This window comes from Paenibacillus sp. HJGM_3, assembly GCF_045062745.1.
Lineage (GTDB): Bacteria > Bacillota > Bacilli > Paenibacillales > NBRC-103111 > Paenibacillus_AA.
On the sequence record NZ_JBJGED010000003.1, the window covers coordinates 116,384 to 138,222 of the forward strand.

17 protein-coding genes are annotated in these 21,839 nt (G+C 59.0%); all 17 read left to right on the top strand.

Annotated elements, in window-relative coordinates; genetic code table 11:
- Positions 1–63: 63 nt before the first annotated feature.
- The 17 genes from ACI5FR_RS04680 to ACI5FR_RS04760 all read left to right on the top strand — a co-directional run bounded on the left by ACI5FR_RS04680 (position 64) and on the right by ACI5FR_RS04760 (position 21,836).
- Positions 64–792 (top strand): amino acid ABC transporter ATP-binding protein, encoded by a 729-nt coding sequence (locus ACI5FR_RS04680; RefSeq protein WP_405450956.1) that lies wholly within the window; start codon positions 64–66, stop codon positions 790–792.
- A gap of 26 nt (positions 793–818) precedes the next feature.
- Positions 819–1,661: a glutamate ABC transporter substrate-binding protein gene (locus ACI5FR_RS04685; RefSeq protein WP_405450958.1), complete on the top strand. Its 843-nt coding sequence runs from the start codon at positions 819–821 to the stop codon at positions 1,659–1,661.
- Positions 1,662–1,745: 84 nt separating this feature from the next.
- A complete protein-coding gene (locus tag ACI5FR_RS04690) occupies positions 1,746–2,399 on the top strand; it encodes an amino acid ABC transporter permease (RefSeq protein WP_405450961.1) in 654 nt (217 codons plus the stop codon).
- Between the two features lie 13 nt (positions 2,400–2,412).
- On the top strand, positions 2,413–3,063 hold the full coding sequence (locus tag ACI5FR_RS04695) for an amino acid ABC transporter permease (protein ID WP_405450964.1): 651 nt from the start codon (positions 2,413–2,415) through the stop codon (positions 3,061–3,063).
- A gap of 134 nt (positions 3,064–3,197) precedes the next feature.
- Positions 3,198–4,487 (top strand): sensor histidine kinase, encoded by a 1,290-nt coding sequence (locus tag ACI5FR_RS04700; RefSeq protein WP_405450966.1) that lies wholly within the window; start codon positions 3,198–3,200, stop codon positions 4,485–4,487.
- Positions 4,468–5,361 (top strand): response regulator, encoded by an 894-nt coding sequence (locus tag ACI5FR_RS04705; protein ID WP_405450969.1) that lies wholly within the window; start codon positions 4,468–4,470, stop codon positions 5,359–5,361. Before ACI5FR_RS04700 ends, ACI5FR_RS04705 begins: the two co-directional genes overlap by 20 nt.
- A gap of 193 nt (positions 5,362–5,554) precedes the next feature.
- Positions 5,555–5,920, top strand: a complete 366-nt coding sequence (locus tag ACI5FR_RS04710) for a type II toxin-antitoxin system HicB family antitoxin (protein ID WP_405450972.1) — start codon at positions 5,555–5,557, stop codon at positions 5,918–5,920.
- 97 nt (positions 5,921–6,017) lie between these two features.
- Complete coding sequence (locus ACI5FR_RS04715; RefSeq protein ID WP_405450975.1) at positions 6,018–6,527, top strand: GNAT family N-acetyltransferase; 510 nt, start codon at positions 6,018–6,020, stop codon at positions 6,525–6,527.
- A 114-nt stretch (positions 6,528–6,641) separates the two neighbouring features.
- A complete protein-coding gene (locus ACI5FR_RS04720) occupies positions 6,642–7,607 on the top strand; it encodes a GNAT family N-acetyltransferase (RefSeq protein WP_405450978.1) in 966 nt (321 codons plus the stop codon).
- A 194-nt stretch (positions 7,608–7,801) separates the two neighbouring features.
- Positions 7,802–8,272, top strand: coding sequence for a DUF4871 domain-containing protein (locus ACI5FR_RS04725; protein ID WP_405450981.1), 471 nt, complete (start codon positions 7,802–7,804; stop codon positions 8,270–8,272).
- A gap of 223 nt (positions 8,273–8,495) precedes the next feature.
- Positions 8,496–12,380 (top strand): AAA family ATPase, encoded by a 3,885-nt coding sequence (locus ACI5FR_RS04730; protein ID WP_405450984.1) that lies wholly within the window; start codon positions 8,496–8,498, stop codon positions 12,378–12,380.
- A 218-nt stretch (positions 12,381–12,598) separates the two neighbouring features.
- Entirely contained in the window at positions 12,599–13,738 is a 1,140-nt protein-coding gene (locus ACI5FR_RS04735) for an ABC transporter substrate-binding protein (RefSeq protein WP_405450987.1), read from the top strand.
- 13 nt (positions 13,739–13,751) lie between these two features.
- Complete coding sequence (locus ACI5FR_RS04740; protein ID WP_405450990.1) at positions 13,752–14,717, top strand: NHLP bacteriocin system secretion protein; 966 nt, start codon at positions 13,752–13,754, stop codon at positions 14,715–14,717.
- A gap of 19 nt (positions 14,718–14,736) precedes the next feature.
- Positions 14,737–16,947 carry an NHLP family bacteriocin export ABC transporter peptidase/permease/ATPase subunit gene (locus tag ACI5FR_RS04745; protein ID WP_405450992.1) on the top strand — a complete coding sequence of 737 codons (2,211 nt, stop codon included), beginning with the start codon at positions 14,737–14,739 and terminating at the stop codon, positions 16,945–16,947.
- 26 nt (positions 16,948–16,973) lie between these two features.
- Positions 16,974–19,895: an NHLP bacteriocin export ABC transporter permease/ATPase subunit gene (locus tag ACI5FR_RS04750; protein WP_405450994.1), complete on the top strand. Its 2,922-nt coding sequence runs from the start codon at positions 16,974–16,976 to the stop codon at positions 19,893–19,895.
- Between the two features lie 95 nt (positions 19,896–19,990).
- Positions 19,991–20,404: an NHLP leader peptide family RiPP precursor gene (locus ACI5FR_RS04755; protein WP_405450996.1), complete on the top strand. Its 414-nt coding sequence runs from the start codon at positions 19,991–19,993 to the stop codon at positions 20,402–20,404.
- Positions 20,405–20,522: 118 nt separating this feature from the next.
- Positions 20,523–21,836 (top strand): dicarboxylate/amino acid:cation symporter, encoded by a 1,314-nt coding sequence (locus tag ACI5FR_RS04760; protein ID WP_405450997.1) that lies wholly within the window; start codon positions 20,523–20,525, stop codon positions 21,834–21,836.
- The last annotated feature ends 3 nt before the right edge of the window (positions 21,837–21,839 follow it).

The following is a 21,839-nucleotide window of genomic DNA, read 5'->3' on the forward strand; positions in this document are numbered from 1 at the left end:
TTCGGTTGGGCGGCATTTAACATGCATGTAAGCCTTATCAATTTGGAGACGGAGGGGGATCGCATGATACGGTTTCACCAGGTGAATAAGCATTACGGGCAATTTCACGTCCTTAAAGACATCAATTTGTCCGTGAAGTCCGGCGAAGTCGTCGTCGTGATCGGGCCTTCGGGTTCGGGGAAGAGCACGCTCGTCCGCTGCATCAACCGGTTGGAAGCGATTACGGACGGAGAACTGATCGTGGACGGCATTCGCGTGAACGACCGCAAAACGGACATCAACTCCCTACGCCGGGACATCGGCATGGTGTTCCAGCACTTTAATCTGTATCCCCATATGACAGTTCTGAACAATATTATGCTCGCCCCGATGAAGGCGGCGAACGTACCCGCAGCCGAAGCACGCGAAACGGCGATGTTCTATCTCGAGAAAGTGGGCATCTCCGGCAAGGCGGACGCTTATCCGTCCCAATTGTCCGGTGGTCAGCAGCAGCGGGTAGCGATCGCGAGAGGGCTGGCGATGAAGCCGAAGATCATGCTCTTCGACGAGCCGACGTCGGCGCTCGATCCGGAGACGATCGGAGAAGTGCTCGATGTGATGAAAACGCTTGCCCGCGAGGGGATGACGATGGTCGTCGTGACCCACGAGATGGGGTTCGCCCGGGAAGTGGCCGACCGGGTCGTATTTATGGATCAAGGGAGAATCGTGGAAGAAGCCGCCCCGGCGGAATTCTTCGCCGATCCGAAGGAAGAGCGGGCGCGTTTGTTTCTTAGCCGCGTCTTGAACCACTAATCATTTCGAATAAGGAGAGATGGAAAATGAAAGTGTGGAAAAAATTGACGGGTATCACCTTGACGGCCGTAATGGCCGTATCGCTCACCGCTTGCGGGGGCGGGGCCACATCCGGGAATGATTCGACCCAAGGCTCGAGCTCGAAGCCTGCGGCCGGTCCGGTCGAGCAAATCAAAGCACGAGGTAAACTGCTGGTCGGCGTGAAGTACGATTTGAACCTGTTCGGCCTGAAAGATCCGGCTTCCGGCAAGGTGGAAGGATTCGACATCGATCTCGCCAAAGCGATCGCCAAAAAAATTCTCGGCGACGAGAATAAGATCGAGCTGAAGGAAGTGACGTCCAAGACGCGGATTCCGATGCTCAAAAACGGCGAAATCGACATGATCGTCGCCACGATGACCATTACCGAAGACCGCAAAAAGGAAATCGACTTCTCCGACGTCTACTTCATGGCCGGTCAATCGCTGCTCGTGAAGAAGGACAGCAAAATCAACGGACTTGCCGATCTGCCTAAAGGGGCAAAGGTCGTAACCGCTAAAGGCTCGACATCGGCTACGAACATTCGGGAGAAAGCGCCCGGCGCTCAAGTGATGGAGTTCGAGAACTACGCCGAGGCATTCACCGCGCTGAAATCCGGCCAAGGCGACGCGCTGACGACAGATAACGCGCTGCTTTACGGGATGGCGAAGCAGGATCCGAATTACCGAGTCGTCCAGGAGACGTTCACCGAGGAGCCGTACGGCATCGGCATGCGCAAGAACGAGGACGAACTGGTGAAGCTGGTCAACTCCGTCATCAAGGAAATGAAAGACAACGGCGAGTACGACAAGCTGTACGAAAAATGGATCGGCGAGAAGCCGAAAAAATAATGCAATTCCGACGGGGTGGGCGGGCTGCCCATCCTGTCTGTTTCTTCTCACATCACTTTGTGAGGTAAAGAAAGGAGGGCCGGTATGTTGGATTTTACTATATTGACGGAGCATATCGATCAATATTTAGCCGGTTTCGGGAATACCATCAAAGCCAGCTTGCTGGCCCTGATCGGCAGCCTCATCATCGGCACGGTGTTCGCCGTTTTGCGCATCGCTCCCATTAAGGTGCTGAACGCCATCGGAGCCGTCTATGTAGAATTTTTCCGCAATATTCCGATTCTTATTATCGTATTTTTCATGTTTATCGGACTTCCGGTGCTCGGCATCCGGCTGGAGCCGTTTATCGCGGGCACGATCGGGTTAATGATCTATACGTCCGCCTTCATCGCCGAAGCGATTCGCGCGGGCATCCAGTCCGTGCCGCGCGGGCAAATGGAGGCGGGCCGCTCTTCCGGCTTCACGTACGTGCAGACGATGCGGTACATCATCTTGCCGCAGGCGGTCAAGCTCGTCATTCCGCCGCTCGGCAACCAGCTGTTGAATTTGATCAAAAATTCATCCGTACTTGGCGTCATAGCCGGACTCGATCTGATGTATTACGGCGATTTGATTTCCGCCTCCACCTTTGTTACGTTCGACGTCTATATTTTTGTTGCGATGTTTTACTTAGTATTAACCATTCCGCTCAGCTTCGGCATCCGTTATTTGGAGCGCCGGTTAGCTGGAGTACGATGAGGAGGGGAACCCGATGGATTTTTTAGGCGCCTATGCTCCGTCTCATCTGAGCTTTTTGCTGCAAGGGTTTTGGCTGACGCTCGAGGTCGCGTTCATCTCGATTGTGCTTAGCTTCATCATCGGGACGCTGATCGGCATTGTGCGTTATTGGCGAATTCCCGTGCTATCCTGGTTGATGGCTGTACTTGTGGAGACGATCCGCAATTTGCCGCTCTTGCTGATCATTTTCTTCACGTATTTCGCGCTGCCGGAAGTCGGGATCAAGATGAGCAAGATGAGCGCGGCGATCGTGGCGCTCGTCATCTTCGAATCGGCGATGCTGGCAGAGATCGTGCGAAGTGGCCTCGCTTCCATCGATCGAGGGCAAATCGAGGCGGCCCGTTCGTCCGGCTTGTCGGCGGCTCAAACGATGCGCTACATCATTTTGCCTCAAGGGCTGCGCCGCATGGTACCGCCGATCGTCTCCCAGTTTATTTCGCTGTTGAAGGATACGTCGCTTGCGGTCGTAATCGCGCTTCCTGAGCTGATGAACCATGTGCAGATCATCAACGGGCGCAACGTGAACTACGTCATTCCGTCGTACATCATGGCTGCCCTCATGTATTTCGTCGTCAACTACGCGTTGTCGATATTGTCCAGGAAGCTGGAAAGCAAGTATGTTTGACGCTTCCCTATCATAGTCTTGCTACGAACAAGCAGCTCCACTTTTGAGTGGGGCTGTTTTGGGCAATCTAGATATTATGACGTTGATGTGGGAAAATATTTCAGGTTCAGCCGCAGGAGGTTACCCAAATCGCCATGTCGGACCGAAACCGTATATTGATCGTTCTTCTGGTGAGCACCGCGCTGCTCGGGGAAGTGAAACTAAATCCGTTCGGAGACTCGTTCCGTTTTTCACTCGGCATCGTTGCCTATTTTTTCGGGCTGCTCTGGTTCTCCGTCCCGATCTTGTCGACAGGTCTGCTTACGGGCGCTTTCGTCGTCTTGTTCCGCACCGGGATGGATGTGGTGACCGGGGATCACGGGCTAGTGTCCAGCTTCGTGCATCACCTGCCGACGTTTATTTTCTATTTGGTGTTCGCCGTATCCGTGAAGGTGCTGCGCCTGCGCAAACAGGCCGAGTTCCCGATCCGGGTCGGCTTGATCGGAGGAGCCGCCGATACTTTATCCAACGTAGCGGAGCTGGGCGTTCGTTTGCTGCTCGTCGCGTCGGCCCCCTTCTCATGGAAAGCCCTGCTTCTGATCGCGATCACCGGCCTGCTGCGCAGCTTTTTCGTCGTCGGGCTGTACAACATGCTCTCCATTCGTCAAGTGCGGGAGCTCGGGGAATGGAGGAAGCAGGAGTTGGAAAAGCTCGTCCTGCTCAACTCCAGCTTGTACGAAGAATCGTTCTATATGCGAAAATTGATGGACCATGTGGAGAAGCTGACGCGCGAGAGTTATCGGCTGTACCAGAAGCTGATCGATCATAAGCTACCGGAGCACCGGGAGGCGCTTCACGTCGCCGAGAACGTGCATGAGCTCAAGAAAGATTTGCAGCGTATCGTAGCCGGGCTGTCGAAGCTAATGAAGCCTACCCAAGCTGGGGAGAAGCTAGGGATCGCCGAGCTGTGCCGATTGGCGGTCCAGGCGAACGAAACGTACGCCGAAGCCCGCGGCAGACGGATCGTCTTCCGGCTGGAGGCGGACGTTCACCTGTTCACGAATCAGACTTACGCGCTGTTGTCCATCTTGAACAATCTGATGGCCAACGCCGTGGAAGCGATTGCGGGACGAGGCGCGATCCTGCTGGAAGCCGAGCTGGCGGAGGATGGGCTCGTGCTGCGGGTGAGCGACGACGGGCCCGGCATCTCCGAGATGGAGCGGGATATGGTATTCGTACCCGGCTATTCGACGAAGTTCAGTGCGGACGGCTATTTCTCTACCGGGATTGGGCTGACGCATGCGCGGGATATCGCCCAAGCGATGGGCGGCACGCTCACGCTGCTGCCCGGCTCGGAAGCCGGAGCGCGGTTCGAACTGCGCATCCCGATCGGACAATTGATGCGGAAGGGGGACAATGACGAGCATGAAGCTGTTTCTGATTGACGACGATGCGGCTGTACGCAAGATGCTGGAGCGCCTGATCGTGGAGAGCGGGCTTGGCGAAGTCGTGGGCGAAGCGGTGGACGGATCGGGCGTCACCGCCGGACAGTTGGTGGAATCGGACGTGGTGCTGATGGATCTCCTCATGCCCGGCCGGGACGGCATCGAGACGATCAAGGCGCTGCGCAAGGAAGGCTATACGGGTACGTTCGTTATGATCTCGCAGGTCGAGCACAAGGAGCTGGTCGGCGAAGCGTATAAAGAAGGGGTCGACACGTTTATCCGGAAACCGATCAACCGGCATGAAGTGCTCGCGGTACTGAAACGCGTCGGCCATCATCTCAACCTGGTCCGTTCCGTCGATTCGATTCGCCATTCGCTGCGAGCGTTGGGGGGCGAAGTCGAGACGATGCACCCGCAGGTTCCGCCGAAGCCGTCCTTGGAGGACAAAGCCGGCTCGATGATGCTGCAGCTCGGGATCGCCGGGGAAGCCGGGGCGGGGGATTTGATGAACATCATCCGGTGGTTGGACGAGCAAGAACGACGCAACGGGCCGCTTCGGGATTTGCCTCCCTTGAAGGAATTGTATGCGGAAGCGCTTCGCCTTGGCGGCCCCGGGGAGCCGGCGGAGAAGGAAGTCCGCGCCTTGGAGCAGCGCATGCGGCGGATGGTGCTGCAGACGTTGACCCATCTGTCCTCGCTCGGGCTGACCGATTACGCGAATCCGATCTTCGAGCATTACGCCTCCCGCTTGTTCGAATTTCAGGAAGTGCGGACCCGGATGCGCGAGCTCGAGCACGATACGGAAGGAACGAGCAGCAAAGTGAACGTGAGAAAGTTTATTCAGGCGTTTTATATGGAATTGAAGCAGAGTTGAGGAAATCGTGGCCTGGGTAAAGCCCCCTTTGTTATATGGTGATCCAGCAGTGGAAAAAGTACTTAGTAGGCCGTATGATAGTATCAGGTGGTGATACTAGAGCTGTGTTTCATCGTCCCCACCCCGAACGAGTAACGGATAAAGGTGCTTTGAAGTCGGTTAGAAGATTTTTAGCGGAAGCAGGTGTAACGCCATGATGGAGTACAAGGGATATATCGGACGTGTTGAGTATGATGATGAGGCAGAGATACTCCATGGTGAAGTAATCAATATTAAAGACGTCATTACTTTCCAGGCAGACAATGTTAGCGATCTACTGAAAGCATTTAGAGAATCTGTCGATGATTACTTGGACTTTTGTGCTTCAGAGGGAGAAGAACCCGAGAAACCGTTCTCCGGTAAATTTGTGGTAAGATTAACACCTGAGCAACATCGTATGATCTCACTCGCTGCGAAGGTTTCAGATAAGAGCTTAAATTCTTGGGTAACCGACCATTTATATCAAGATGCAGAGAAAGAACTTGCAGAGCACGGCTTGATAAGAAGAGATTCGCGGTAGGTACCACACAACACGATAACTCAACAAGAGGCCGCTCGGATCCGAGCGGCTTTTCCATGGAGCCGCTGCAGGAGATGGATTACAAGGAGGGGACCGTATGAGTCAAGACGTCATAATCGAACAAGTGGTCTCGATAGAGGGGATTCAGGCAGAGCTTGCGAATCTGCTCGTCCAAGTGGTGGAGGATGGCGCCTCGATCGGCTTCCTCCCGCCGCTCGGGGAGTCGATGGCGGTCCGGTATTGGCAGCAAGTGCTGGCGACCGATGTAATCTTGTGGGTCGCGCGGATCGACGACCGGATTGTCGGCAGCGTTCAGCTGCATTTGTGCGGCAAGGCGAACGGCCTTCACCGGGCCGAGATCGCCAAGCTGATGACGAGCCCGGATTATCGGAGACGTGGGATCGGCCGACAGCTCATGCAGGAGGCGGAAGACCGGGCCCGGCAGGAGGGGCGGTCCTTGCTCGTGCTTGACACTCGAGAGGGAGATCCTTCGAATCGGTTGTATTCTTCCATGGGCTACATTGAGGCCGGCCGCATTCCCGGTTACGCCAGATCGGCGAGCGGCGAACTGGATGCGACGATTTTGTACTATAAGGAACTGGGGTAAGGTTGGAAGTGAAACAATTGCAAAAAAGTTAAAAATCCGATCATAGGCGGATCGGCCTCTGCGGAGTACACTAATAGACAAACATGGTAACTCGGGGGGAGAGACGTGGGAAAGATGGAATTCAAGCCATTGAACGAAGCTCGGATTATGGAGATGGTCGCCCTATGGAATCGGGAATGGGTGGAGGCATATCCGATGCGGGAACGGCTGCTGCGGCAAAATGTGTTCGACGACCGGAACCTGCTCGAGGCTGGATCCTGGATGGCCGTTGATCCGGCGACTGACCGCCTGCTCGGCTTTATCACAGCCAAGGTATGGCGGGATGCCGAATCCGGCATGTCGTTCGATGGCGATACCGGGTGGCTCCAAGCCCTTGTTGTGGATCGCGATGCGCGCGGGCAAGGGATCGGCGGACAGCTGCTCGCGCGGGCGGAATCGGCCTTTCGTGATGCGGGGGTACGCTCCGTGGTGTTGGGCAACGACTTCCATTGGAGGCTGTTCCCCGGAATTCCTGCCGAGAATCCGGAATCCGTACGCTGGTTCGAGCGTAGGGGGTATGCCGGATCCGAGTTGACCTACGATCTCCTGCACGAATACGGCGAGGCAGATGTCGTGGAGATGCCCCGCGCTGACGGTGTGACGTTTCGCCTAGCCCGGCCCGACGACCGCGAGGAGCTGCTCGCCTTCATGGCGCGTTGCTTCCCCGGCCGGTGGGAGTACCAGGCAAGGCAATATTGGGAGCGAGGCGGCACGGGACGGGAATTCGTCGTGCTGCAGCGGGACAATGGCGAGATCATTGGCTTCTGCCGCCTCAATGACGCCCAGTCTCCGCTGCTTGCCCAGAATATTTATTGGGCGCCGCTCTTCGCGGAGGAGCTGGGGGGCATCGGGCCGCTCGGCATTGACGAGCGGTTCCGCGGCTGCGGGTACGGGCTTTCCATAGTCCAGGCCGCCGCTGCGGTGTTGCGGGAGCGGGGCATCGACCGCATCGTCATCGACACGACGCCCTATTTGGATTTCTACGGCAAGCTGGGTTATCGCGCTTGGAAGTCCTACTGGCGGCTGAAGCGCGAGCTGTAGTGGAGGCCTGCGCCTCCGCTACAGCTTTTTGCTCCTCTTTTCGAACAGGACATGAAAGGTTCAACTCCACTAAAGCGAAGCTGCCTCCAAAAAGGCATCTTCGTTTGCGCTAATGAGCAGGATATCGCAACTAGTAGCTTGTATAAGGCGTCTTAAATAACATACATCACTTCGTTTTGAGAAGGAGGCATTGTATGAAGAAGCTACTTGTTATACTTGTTCTTATGATAACTACATCATTAACAATTGGATGTAGCAAACAGGTCAATGATGTTCAAGTAAGCCCCCCATTTAAGAGCGGAGTTTATACGTTACAGGGCATTGAAGGAAGAATTGGTATTTTGGCTCCTGGCGGTTTTATAGCCAATAAACCTAATAAGTACATGTGGCATTTCTGGGGTACGAAAGAAGAATTAGCTCGAGCTCCCTTCAAAGTTGAAGCTATTGATCTGAATACTGGAAAAAAGCATCCAGTTTTGCTTGAGGGAATGGGAACTCCGAATAAAAAATATGTATGGGAATACAACTACGGTTTAGGTGGTCCAAACAATGGAGCGGATGCACATTTACCCTCAGGTCTAGAGCTACCGAATCCAGGCAAATGGCAACTCAATACGTATTTGGGCGGAGAATTGTTTGGTAGCGTCGTTGTCCATGTAAGTTAAGTCCCCGAGAATTATTCCCAGTATCATGATATGATAAAGCTATCATTGGATGGCTTCCTTCCGCCGGTCACTCCAGGCCACTTCCCTCTCAGAACGTACAATTACCTTTACCGGATATGCAGAAATAAAACAGGTTGGTGCTGTCGTGAAACAAGAAGGATCATTAAAGGCAATATCGAAGGGAGACGGAGCCAAGCCGCTCCCGGATCGCGAGGGGCCGCGCATGTCACGGTACACCTTGCCGGGCGGGCTGTATGGGCGGGATCGCGAGGTAGCCCGGATCCGGGAAGCCTATCACTGGACCACGCTCGGGTCGACGCAGATGATTGGCGTATCGGGTCCTTCGGGGATCGGGAAAACCGCCCTCATCCAAGAAGCCACCCGGAAGATCGCGCTGGGACAAGCCTATTTGATCTCCGGCAAATTCGAGCCCTTGCAGCAGGATATCCCGATGTACCCGCTCATCGCCGCCTTTCGGGAGCTGGCCGAACAGCTGCTGAACGAGGACAAAGGGAAGCTGGAACAATGGCGGGATTCCCTGACGCAGGCCCTGGGAAACAACGCGGCGGTAATCACCGAGGTCATTCCCGAGATGGAGCGGATAATCGGGAATCCCATGCCCGTGGAGGGTCTGCCGCTCGAAGAATCTATGGAGCGCTTCCAGTTCGTCTTCCGGCGGTTCATTCAAGTGTTCTGCCGTCAGAAGCACCCGCTCGTGCTCGTAATGGACGATTTGCAATGGGCCGACGAGGCTTCGTGGCGGATGATCCGCTCGTTCATGACCGATCCGCAAAGCCAGAGCTTGCTGCTCATCGGTGCCTATCGCGACCAGGAGCAGGGTCCGCTCGACCGGATCGAGGAGGAGCTGGAGGCGATCGCTTCTTCCGGCGTGGCGGTGCAGGCGTTGCCGCTGGAGCCGCTGACTCCGGCGGACGCCACGCGGATGGTGAATGATACGCTGAGGGTGGAGCAGGGGCTTGCCGACGATATCGCCCACACGTTGTTTCAGCGCTCGAACGGGAATCCGTTCCTCTTTCGCCGCCAATTGCTTCATAGTCTGGAGGAAGACATCCTCCGCTACGAGGAGCGAACCGAGCAGTGGGCCTGGAACTGGGAGGAGCGTCACTCCGAAGGACATCCGGGGCATGCCGATCTGTTGTTGAGCTATATGACGGACAGCCTCCACCGGCTTCCTCCAGACACCCGACAAGCGCTGCTCGAGGCGTCCTGCCTCGGAGGAGAATGCCAGATCGGCTTGCTGGCTTCGTGGCGGCGGGAGTCGCCGGAACGCACGCTGGAGGTGCTGCAGCCGGCGATTCACCGGCAATTCATCGTCTGCCTGGAGCGTGAGCCGGATTCCGTGACCGATGCGCCTGCCCAAGAGCGCTCCTTCCGATTCGTCCACGACCGCTTGCAGGAAGCGGCGAATACGCTGCTCGACCCTTCCATGAGCGAGAGACTGCACTGGCATGCCGGCCTTCATTGGGTCGAGCACCCGGATCCGGCCATCCGGGAACGCTATGTGTTCGAGGCCGCCGGCCATCTCAATAAAGGGAGCGGACAGGCTCGGCTGCCGGAGGATCACGACCGTCTCATCCATGCGAATGCCAGGGCGGGGAAGAAAGCGAAAGCGGCGACCGCCTTCGAAGCTGCGGGAGAGTATCTCCATGCAGCAGCCGCACGTCTCCGGGAGGAGCACTGGGAGCGGGATTTCGAGAATTGCTTCGATTGGATGATCGATCTGCTTGAATGCGAGTACATGAACGGGTGGACGTCCGCTACCGACGCGGCGTTCGACGCATTGCTGCAGAGAGCCCGTACGCCCTACGAACGAACGAGAGTGCAGACTCTGGCGATCAATCGTCTGCTCCACACCGAGCGATTGGCCGAGGGGATCTCCCTGGGCTTGCAATGCCTCCGGGATCTGAACGTTCATGTTTCCGCTAAGCCAGGGAAGGCGATGCTGTTAGCCGAGCTTGTGGCGACCAAAGAACAATGGCGCCGGAAGGCCGATCGACTCGCCTCGCAGCCGCCCGTGTCGGACCCGGTCATGAAAATGGCCCTGCAGGTGATGACGATGCTGTCAGGCGCGGCTTTCGTCTACAACAAACCGTTGTTTCGCGCTTTGACGTTCAAATGCATCCGTCTGTCGCTCCGTTATGGGCATTTTCCTTACTCGGCGGCGGTATTGGGGAGCTTCAGCGGCATTCTCAACCACGCGCTGGGAGACCGTCGGCTGGCGCAAGCGGCGCTGCGGGAAAGCCTGAAATTGGCGGCGATCTACAACCAACCCTCGCTTTTGTGCCGAGCGTATCTGACCTTAGGGGTCATGTTCTTCATCATGGAGGACGAGCACAAGGACTTCAACGCGAGCTTCCTGAAATCGGTGCAGTACGGGCTGGAAGCCGGCGACATGCTCTTCACCGGGCATGCCGTGGTCATGCGGTGCATCAATCTCCATATGACGGGCAAGCTGGATTTGCTCCATGCGGTACTTCCGGAATACAAGAAAATGCTGTCCCATACCCAAAATCAATATATGCTTCCGTATCTGACCATTTTGGACCGGTGGGTGCACGCCTTGAAGGGCAGGGAGGCGGACCCGGAAGCGCAAGGACTGTTGGACCAGATCCGCGGCTCGGGCATGGAATCGCTGCTCCTGTTTCTGTATGGGCTGTGTCTCCTGCAGGAGGGGTACTTGCTGGGCGACGGGGAAGCGGCGCGAAGGGGCGCCGAGCTGGCAGGCGGACATACGCGGTATGCCAATCATTACGTTCACGCGTCCGAGTACGATCTGTTTCTGGGCCTGCACCTGCTCTCCCGGGGAAAGAGCATGCAGCCCGACGAATCGAGACGGATCGCCGCTTGTCTGCAAAGGCTCCGCCAAGCCGCCGGCAAGTGCCCGGATCACGTCCGGCACAAGCTGCTGCTCGTCGAGGCGGAATATGCCCGAATACGAGGAAAGCGCGATCGGGCGGAGCGCCGCTACGACGAAGCCATCCGGGAGGCGAAGCGAAGCGGGTACATGCATCACGCCGCGATCGCTTGTGAGTGCGCGGGGCAGTTCTATGCGTCGCACGCCAGTGACACGCGGGCCAAAGGGTATCTCATCGAAGCTTACGCTTTGTACCGGCAATGGGGCGGCTCCCGCAAGGCGGAGCAGGTCAGGGCGCGCTATGCGGAGCATTACCGGGATTGGAGCCGGGACGCTCCCGAGGCTGTACGACCTCCGGGCGTGCCGTCCGCGGTGGAGGTGACCTCCGATTTAAGCGCGATTCCCGCTGCGCTCGACCCTTCGCTCGACCTTTCGCTCGTTCGGGAGGCTTTTCAATCGATGGCCGTGGAGTCGAATCAGCGGACGCTGATCGAGAATCTGGTCCGGACGGTCGTGGCGCAGGCGGGCGCGCAGAGAGGCTGTTTCGCCCTGGAGCATGCGAACCGGCTAACCGTGGAATTGGCCGTGGATCAGGCGGGGAACGTAAGCCGGCCGCGAGTGCCCTTGGAACGGTACGACGAGGTCTGTTTGCCGGCCGTCCGGTACACCGCGAATACGGGCGAGATGGTCCTGCTCGAGGATGCTGCGGGGATAGGCCGATTCGCCCGGGACCCTTACGTGATGAGCGCGCGAACGAAGTCGATGCTCTGCCTGCCGTTGCAATTCCAGAATCAGCTCACGGCGGTGCTGTACCTCGAGAACAATCGGGCAAGCGGCGCCTTCGCTGCGGACCGGCTGGAGCTGCTGCGCTTGTTGGCCACACAGACGGTGTTCTTGCTCAAGCTGTTCCGGCGGGACGACGCGGACGACTCGGACAGCGCTTCGCCGGTTCAGGCCGATCCCCCGGTGGTCAAGGAGGAGGCGGAACCGGAGGCAGCCCTGGCGGAGGGGTCGCCCGAGCCGATGAATCCCTTGACCAATCGGGAGCTGGAGGTGCTGCAGCTCATGTCGCTCGGGATGTCGAATCAGGAGATCGCCCAACAGCTGCATATTGCCTTGGGGACCGTCAAGCTGCATACGAATCGAATTTTCAGCAAAATGAATGTCAATCGGCGCGCGAAAGCGGTGCTGGAGGGCAAACGAATGAACCTTTTGAACGATCCGAAGCTGTAGGCCAAAAGAATCAAAATTCATGAAAAAGGTTCCCGCATCGAACCCGCGAAACTTCGCCCAATCCGGCGCCGTTCGCGGGTTTTTGGCGTTGGACGGGCTTCGCGGGCGGGACAAGCCCAACCAAAAATATAACTTAAGTTATACGACAAAAATGGGCCTCCGGTGTAGAGTTGTACCAGCAAAGATGATCCGAACGGAGTAAAAGGGGACCCGGAGTAATGAGAATAAAGTCGATTTTAATCGCGGCCGCCTTGATGTTGTTCATCTCAGCCTGCTCGAGTGCGGGGGATCTGCGCGAGCAGCGGGAGCGGACGCTCGGCCGGCAGACGGGCGATATCCTCGTGGGGGTGGCCTGGCCTTTCGCCGACCGCAATGAAGGATTCCGGGAAGGGCTGGAGCTGGCCTTGGAGGAGATCAATCAAAAGGGCGTCCTGGGTAGTCGGATGAAGCTCCTTCAGAAGGATGATCAATCCTCGGTGACGGAGGGACTCACGATCGCGCAGTCCTTCGCGAACAATCCGGCGCTGACGGCGGTGATCGGGCACCGGAGCTCGGTCGTGACCGTGCCGGCGTCCAAAGTTTACGACAACGCGGGCCTTTTGATGCTGGCTCCTTCCTCCACGGCTCCAGGACTGACGGCCGCCGGAATGGACCGCGTGTTCCGCCTCATTCCCGACGATAACCAGATCGGTTCTACTATGGCGAAGTACGCCCAGAGCAAGGGTTACCGAAATATGGCGATCTTCTATACGAATGACGAATACGGCCGAGGTTTGGCCAACTCCTTCGAGGACGGGGCCAAGGCGACGGGGATCCAAATCGTGGACCGGCTGTCCGATTATAGGGACTTGGATGCGTTGCGGCGGGCCATGGACAAATGGAAGCTACTCGGCGTCGACGCGATCTTCTTGGCCGAGGTCATGCCGGCTGGAGCTGCCTTCCTCGCGGATCTGCGGAAGGTCGGCATGCAAGTGCCCGTCATCGGCGGAGACGGGCTGGACACGGCCGCTCTCGCGGAAGTGGCGGGAAGCGCGGCGGACAATACGGTCGTGGCGTCGATCTTCAACCCGACCGCCGCGGGCGACACGGTTCAACATTTCGTGCAAGCGTACAAGAGCAAGTATAACGAGGAGCCCCGCAAGTGGGCGGCCCAGGGCTACGATGCGTTGAAGCTGTTGGCGTATGCGCTGGAGAAGGCGGGATCCCGCCAACCTTCGAAGCTTGCGAACGTGCTGAACCAGACGAAGGGCTGGCAGGGCGTGTCCGGCCTCCATACCTTCGATGCCGACGGCAACGTGCGGGATATGCCCATCATCCTGAAGCAGCTGAGAGGCGCTTCGTTCCAGTATCTCAACTAAGGAGGACGTGCGGATGAATAAGGAAGTGTTTCGCAAGGTCTCCGTGGAACGATTGTCCTCGCCGGAGCAGCTGGACACACTGATGCGGGTCACGTCGCCCAAGGGCTGGCTGGCGCTCGCTGCGCTGGGCGTGCTGCTGCTCTCAGCGATCGCTTGGGGATTTGGGGGGACGCTCCAAACGAAGATCCACGCCCAAGGCGTGCTCATCCGCCCCGGCGGCCTGCAAAACATCTACTCCGATACCAGCGGGACCATCACCGATATCCGGGTCGTGGAGAACGATTACGTGCGCAAGGGGGACGTGATGGCGAGGATCGAGCAGCCGCTCTTGCTGGAGAAGCTCGCGCAGCTGAATCAATCGCTGCATCAGGCGGAAGCGGGCAACCAGCTGGAACCGACCCCGGCCTTGGCCGGTCAAATCGAGAAGACCAAGGCTGCCATCGCGCTCGTGAAGGCCGATTATGCGAATGCGTCCAGGGTCGTCAGCCCGTATTCCGGCCGCGTGATGGAGGTTCGGACGAAGTTGGGCTCCGCGATCAACGCGGGCATGCCGCTAATCTCGATCGAATCGGGGGATAAGGACGCGAAGGCGTTGAAGACGGTGATGTACCTGCCGCTTCAGCAAGGCAAAAAGATTATACCCGGCATGCAGGTCGAAGTGTCCCCCAGCTCCGTGAATCGCGAGGAGTACGGGTTCATTAAAGGACGAGTTACGGCCGTCTCCGAGTTTCCCGTGAACGCCCAGGCCATGCTCGTCACGCTCGGCAACGAAGCGCTGGTGGGCGAGCTGGCCGGACGGGGGGCCGCTCTCTTGGAGGTCTGGATCGATCCGGTCCTCGATCCCCGGACGGTCAGCGGCTATGCGTGGTCGACCGGAGAAGGGCCGCCGGTGGAGCTCGACAGCGGCACCCTGGTGTCCGCCTCCATCATCGTGAAGCAGCAAAAGCCGATCACTTCGGTTATTCCTCAGATCAAGTGAAGATGGAGTTGACCCGCGGATGGAAACGAAGATAAGCCCGAGCCGGCGATCGGGCGCGCCTAGGCGGGCCAAGACGCCGACCGTCCTGCAGATGGAAGCGGTGGAGTGCGGCGCGGCCGCCCTGGCGATCATCCTGGGCTATTACGGCAGCCACGTCCCACTGGAGGAGTTGCGCGTGGAATGCGGCGTCTCCCGGGACGGGAGCAAAGCCAATAACATCCTGAAGGCGTCAAGGAAGTATGGCTTGACGGCCAAGGGCTACAAGAAAAATCCGGAGGACCTGCGCAGCCTGCCGGTGCCGATGATCATTCACTGGAACTTCAACCACTTCCTCGTCTTGGAGGGCTTCAAGAATGGCCGCGTCTATTTGAACGATCCGGCTGCGGGGCCCCGAGTCGTCTCGGAGGAAGAGTTCGACATGGCGTTCACCGGAGTGGTGCTGACCTTCGCGCCCTCCGAGACCTACAAGCCCCAGGGCGGGCAGACCGGGATGCTGAAGGCGCTCGGCAGCCGGCTGAAGGGCTCGGAGTCGGCCTTGATCTACGTCATCCTGGCCGGGTTGTTCCTCGTCGTGCCGGGGCTCGTCATTCCCGTATTCACCAAGGTGCTGATCGACAACATCCTGCTCGGCGGTCTTCACAGCTGGCTGATGCCTCTCCTGTTCGGGATGGGCCTGACGGCGGCCATGCGCGCGGCGCTGACCTGGCTGCAGCGATATTACTTGCTGCGGCTCGAGATGAAGTTCTCACTCAGCACCTCCGGGCGGTTTTTCTGGCACGTGCTGCGGCTCCCGATCGAGTTCTTCTCCCAGCGGTACAGCGGGGAGATCGGGTCCCGGGTGATGATCAACGACCGCGTGGCCCAGCTGCTGTCCGGCGATCTGGCGGTGGCGGTGCTGAACTCGATCCTGATCGTGTTCTATCTGCTGCTCATGCTGCAATACAGCCTGCTGCTGACGCTCATCGCGGTGGCGGTAGCGCTCGCGAATGTGCTGTTCCTGCGCTTTGTGTCCAAACAAAGGGTAGATCAGAATATGAGGCTTCTGCAGGAATCCGGGAAAATGCAGGGTGTGTCCATGGGAGGCTTGCAGTTGATCGAGACGTTGAAATCGAGCGGTTCGGAATCCGACTTCTTCGCCAAGTGGTCCGGGTACCAGAGCAAGCTCCTTCAGTCCCAGCAGCAGCTCGGGGTTTCCTCCGGCTTGTTGTCGGCCGTGCCCGGCCTTTTGTCCGGCCTGAGCACCGCGGTGATCCTGTCCGTGGGCGGCTATCAAGTGATGGACGGAGCGCTCACCGTCGGGATGCTCGTGGCGTTTCAGAGCCTCATGGCCAGCTTCATCGAGCCGGTAAATCAGATGGTGCAGCTGGGCAGCTCCTTGCAGGAAGCGCAGGGGGGACTCAAACGCCTGGACGATGTACTGAATTACAAGGTGGATGCGCAGTTCGCCGCCGAGACGCCGGAACCGACCAATGCAGAGGAGCGGGAGCCCGGGACCCAGGACCATGCCAAGCTGGCGGGGTTCGTGGAGCTCCGGCAGGTGACGTTCGGCTACAACCGGCTGGAGGGGCCGCTGATCGAGAATTTCAGCCTAGAGCTGAAGCCGGGCAAGCGCGTAGCGCTCGTAGGGGGATCCGGCAGCGGCAAATCGACGGTAGCGAAGCTGGTGGCGGGCATCTACGAGCCCTGGTCCGGGGAAATTCGATTCGATGACGCGACGCGCCAGCAGCTCTCGCGAGAGCTGATCGGCAACTCGGTGGCGGTTGTGGATCAGGAGATCCATCTGTTCGAAGGCACGATCAAGGAGAACCTCTCGCTGTGGGATGCGACCATCCCAGAGACGGACATCGTCCGGGCGGCCAAGGACGCCTGCATTCACGATGAGATCAGCTCACGCAGCGGCGGCTATGATCATCGGATCGACGAGGGCGGCGGGAATTTCAGCGGCGGCCAGCGGCAACGTCTGGAGATCGCCCGCGCGCTGGCTGGCAATCCCTCCGTGCTCGTGCTGGATGAAGCGACGAGCGCCCTCGATCCGAAGACGGAGCAGCTGGTCGATGCCAGCATCCGCAGACGCGGCTGCACCTGCCTGATCGTGGCGCACCGATTGAGCACGATCCGCGATGCGGATGAGATTATCGTCATGCATCGCGGGAAGGTCACCGAGCGGGGCACCCATCAAGAGCTGCTCGCCAAGAACGGGCTGTACGCCCGGCTTATTCAGGAGCATTAACTGCCCCTCGAAAGGAGGAGAAACCCGTGGGACCTACGCAAAGAACCGAGCTGCAGCAGCTGTTCCTGGAACAGGGGACGGTGGCGGAAGCCGAAGGCAACCAACCCTTGATCGTCCGGGATGAGCAGGAGGTGTGGATGGTCCTGGCGGGGCATGCGGATGTGTTTGCCGTTGCGCTGCACGAGGAAGAGGTGGTACGCCCCAGACGCTTCTTGTTCGGGGCGGATCCGGGACAGCTCCTGTTCGGGTACCATGCGGGAGAGGCCGGTCCAGTCAGGTCGGCGGGGATGCTGGTCGCGGGCTTGACGGGAACCCGGCTGCTGCGTCTCGACAAAGCGGTCTTCCTTCAAGCGTTGGCCCAGTCTCCCCACTTGCGGGCGGCCGCAGCTCCCTTGATCGAGGGGTGGATTTCGGCTTGCTCGACCGCAGGGACCCATGCGGAGCCGGCGGAACTCTCAATCGACCTGGAGCTGGGCGACACGGTGGAGGCGGCGGAGGGGACGGTGCTGCGCACGGCCCGCCCCGTGTGGGTCAGGCTGCAAAGCGGGCACTTGCATTGGAGGAGCGACTCCGGCCTCAAGGTCGATCGGTCCGGTCAGCTGTTCCCGCTGACGCCGAACAGCTGGCTGTCCGCCGCGGAGCCCTCCAGCGTGACGGTGTACAGCACGCTGCAGTGGCTGGAGCTGGATCCGTCCTGGCAAGGACTGTCGGCGTATCATCAGCACATCGCGGCCAGCTTGCGCGAGCGAGATCGGTTCGAGACCCGATTCGAACGCGAGCGGCTGAAGCTCAAGACCGAGCAGGATCGGGCGGTCATGGAGCGGGCGATTCGCCGTCTGGCGGCGGTCACCGGAGGGCCCGGCACGAAGCGTGCGGCGGACCCGCTGTCCGGAGACGCCCTCTACGAGGCGGCTCGTCGCGTCGGCGAAGCCGTGGGCCTGACGGTGAAGCCGGCCCCGGTCTCCCGGCTGCGCAAGTCGCGCGATCCCGTCAGCGAGCTCGCCAAAGGGTCCGGGTTCCGCTCGCGCCAGGTCGTGCTCAGAGACGACTGGTGGCAGGCCGACAACGGCCCGTTGCTGGCCTTCACCGAAGAGGGGGGGCATCCGGTCGCGCTGCTGCCGCAAGGGCCGTCCCGCTATACGCTGTTGAATCCGGAGGACGGGTCGGAGACTGAGGTCACGGAACAGCTGGCCGGGATGCTGGAGAGCGTGGCCCACATGTTTTATCGCCCGTTTCCGACCCATCCGTTGTCCGTGTTGGATATTCTCCAATATGGCGCGCATCGGACGGTCCGGCGCGATTTCGCGAGGATGATCCTGCTCGGGATCGCCACCGGCTTGCTCGGGATGTTCGTTCCCATCGCGAACGGCATCCTGTTCGATACGGTGATTCCTGCGGCCCAGCGGGGGCCGCTGCTGCAGATGGGGCTCATCCTGCTGTCCATCACGCTCGCGACGGGGTTGTTCGAGCTCGCGCGCTCGATGGCGATGCTTCGCATCGAAGGGAAGATGGACGGCTCCATCCAGGCGGCGGTCTGGGATCGGCTGCTGAATTTGCCGGCGTCGTTCTTCCGGCAATTCACGGCGGGGGACCTGGCGAACCGGGCCGGCGGCATCAATGCGATGAGGAAGATGTTGTCCGGCGTGGCGGTCACCGCAATTTTCTCGGGCCTTTTCTCTTCCTTCAATTTCTTCCTGCTCTTCCATTACGATCTGCAGATGGCGCTCGCCGCGGCGGTGCTGGCGCTCATTCCGATGCTCGCGACCGTCGGCGTCGGGGTCGTGCAGGTGCGCCGGCAGCGGATTCTGCTGCGGGTGCAAGGGCGGCTGACGGGCAGCGTGCTGCAGATTATCAACGGGATTTCGAAGTTTCGGATGGCCGGCGCGGAGAAACGAGCTTTTTTCCTGTGGGCCAAAGGGTTCGGAGAAATGAAGGAAACCTCGTTCCAGGCGAGAACAGTCAGCAACATCCATGCCGTGTTCAATTCGTTCTATCCCCTCGTGACCTCGATCGTGCTGTTCTACATGGTCGGGGGCCACGCGGAGGGACTCAGCGCCGGCCAGTTCATCGCCTTCTTCTCGGCGTTCACGGCCTTCCTGACCGCGATGATCTCGATGTCGTCCGCGGTGGTGTCCATCCTGAACATCGTGCCGCTGTTCGAGCGCACCAAGCCGATCCTCCAAGCGGTGCCGGAGGTGCAGGAGGCGATGGAGGACCCGGGGGAGCTGGCGGGCGGGATCGAAGTGCGCCATGTGAACTTCAGGTACAGGTCCGAGCAGCCGCTCATCCTGAACGATCTGTCCCTGACCATCCGGCCGGGCGAATTCGTCGCCTTGGTCGGCGCATCGGGCTGCGGCAAATCGTCCTTGCTCCGCTTGCTGCTCGGGTTCGAGAAAGCGGAGTCGGGTTCCATCTATTATGACGGCCAGGATATGAAGGCGCTGGATATCCGTTCGGTTCGCAGCCAGCTCGGCGTTGTCCTGCAGCATGGGAAGGTGATGGCCGGCGACATCTACAGCAACATCGTCGGCTCGACCAATCTGACGCATCAGGATGCCTGGGAAGCGGCCCGTCTGGCCGGGTTCGATCAGGACATCCAGCAGATGCCGATGGGGATGCACACGGTCATCTCGGAGGGGGGCGGCACATTGTCCGGCGGGCAGCGCCAGCGTCTGCTCATTGCCCGGGCGCTCGCCAGAAAGCCGAAGATCCTCTTCTTCGACGAAGCCACCAGCGCCCTGGATAACCGAACCCAGGCCATCGTCAGCGAGAGCATGGAGAAGCTGCGCGCCACGCGCGTGGTGATCGCCCATCGGCTCAGCACGATTATGAATGCCGACCGGATCTTCGTCCTGGACCAAGGACGGGTCGTGCAAGCCGGCACATACGCGGAGCTGATGCAGCAGGACGGGTTGTTCCTGGAGCTGGCCAAGCGACAGCTGGCTTAGTCGGATTCCGGATTCCGGACTCCGGATCATTAGGTTCATTCTCCTGGCTAACCGCCAGGTTTATGATAAATCTCATTTTGCGAGGAGGCATTACCATGAGTTGGACGAAAGAAGCATTGGCAGAAGCGGTACAAAAAATCGGCGCCCGAGCATCTACGGATGCTGAATTCAGGAGTTTGTGCCTGACCAACATTCATGCCGCCATTCAACAAGAGACCGGGCTTGAGGTACCGGCCAGCTTCAAGATCGGCGTGCTCGATCAATCGGCGAACCACTTGAACCTGGTGTTACCTCCGGTCGTCCGGGAGGCCGATGAGCTGTCCGAGAGCGAGCTGGAAAGTGTCGCCGGCGGCAGCAAGGACGGGGCGAGCGACTTCTTCAGCGGTGTTGGAACCGGTGCGTTGGCCATGTTCGGCCATGATACAGGGTTCCGGGGCAATAGCGACGAAGCTACAGCCGGCACGGTCATCGGTGCCATCATTACGCTGCCTGCAGCTCTGGCTCAATAATGGTGTAGGACTTATTCTTACCGGCTTGCGGAGCGAATCCTGAATGGGGTTCTTCCGCAAGCCCCTTTCTACCTATAAGGCATGGTTCAAGCTTATTACAGAAGGTGAGTTCAAGTTCATGAAGCGCATTCCCTTTTCCATCCGTTGGCTAAAATCGATCTGGGCAATAGTCGGGGCGATCGGCGCCGGGGTCTTGATCGGGTTGTACCAGCCCCAGTTCGCCGAGAGGCTCGTTCCATATGGAAATTTATATTTATCGTTTCTCAAAATGTGCGTGATTCCCATCATGGTCACCGCCATCGTCTCCAGCGTAGGCCGGCTGTTCATGTCGAGCGGTACATCGCAAGTGCTGCGGCGCATGGTTACGGTGTTTCTGGCCGGGTTGCTTCTAGTGGGCACTCTAGGACTCGGAGCGGGATCGCTCGGCCAACCGGGCGAAGGCTTCTCGGCCAGTCAGAGAACGGTGCTGGGCCAGGAGGTGCTCGACCGGGAACCGGCTGCGGAATCCTCGGAGGCCGCTTCCTCCGGCCATGGCCTGCTCCAATTCGTCTTCGATCTCATTCCGTCGAACATCTTCATCGCGCTAGGGCAGGGAGACAACCTGCAGATTTTATTCTTCTCGGTCGTCGTAGGGATCGCCGTCGGGCTGCTCTCCGTTCATGCGGGCGATCAGTTCCTCGTGATGACGGACCTGCTGTTCCGGGCTTTCCAGCGCATCATCTCTTGGGGCATGTACATGCTGCCCCTCGGCATGTTCTGCATGATGGCCGGTCAAATCGCGGGCGCGGGGGGAGACCTGCTGCTAGCCATGGTTCAATATATCGTATGCATTTATTCCGTTTGCCTGCTGCTCTTGCTGCTCGGCGTTTGGATCGTTTCGGCGAGAATGAAGCTGAGCTTTCTCCGAACGCTGCTCGGACTTAAGGAACCGCTGTGCATTGCCTTCGGCACGCAGAACAGCATCGCGACCATGCCGTATGTGCTCGAGACTTTGCGGGACCGATTCCGGTTGAACGCGCATGCGGTCAATTTGGTTGTACCGCTCGGCATCGTGCTGTGCCGGTACAGCATGGTGCTGACGTATACGACCGGCATCGTCTTCATCGCTCAATTGTATGGAGTGACGCTCGGGCTGCAGGGCTTGCTGATCGCCTTGGTCGGCGCGATTCTGACCGCGGTCGCCGGAGCGGGCTCTCCAGGTATCGTAGCCATTTCCATGATCGCTCTGATCGCCGAGCCGCTGCATCTGCCCTACGCCACGGGCGTCATTCTCCTGATGGCGGTGAACCCCATCATCGATCCCGGCGTGACGACGGCTAGTATCATGCTGAATTGCGCCGCAACCGTGATGATCGCCGAGCCCGAGGACAAGGGTTCGTTAGCGGGCGCCCAGAGCCTCCCCTACCGGGACGGCACCCTGCAGATGGAATGATTA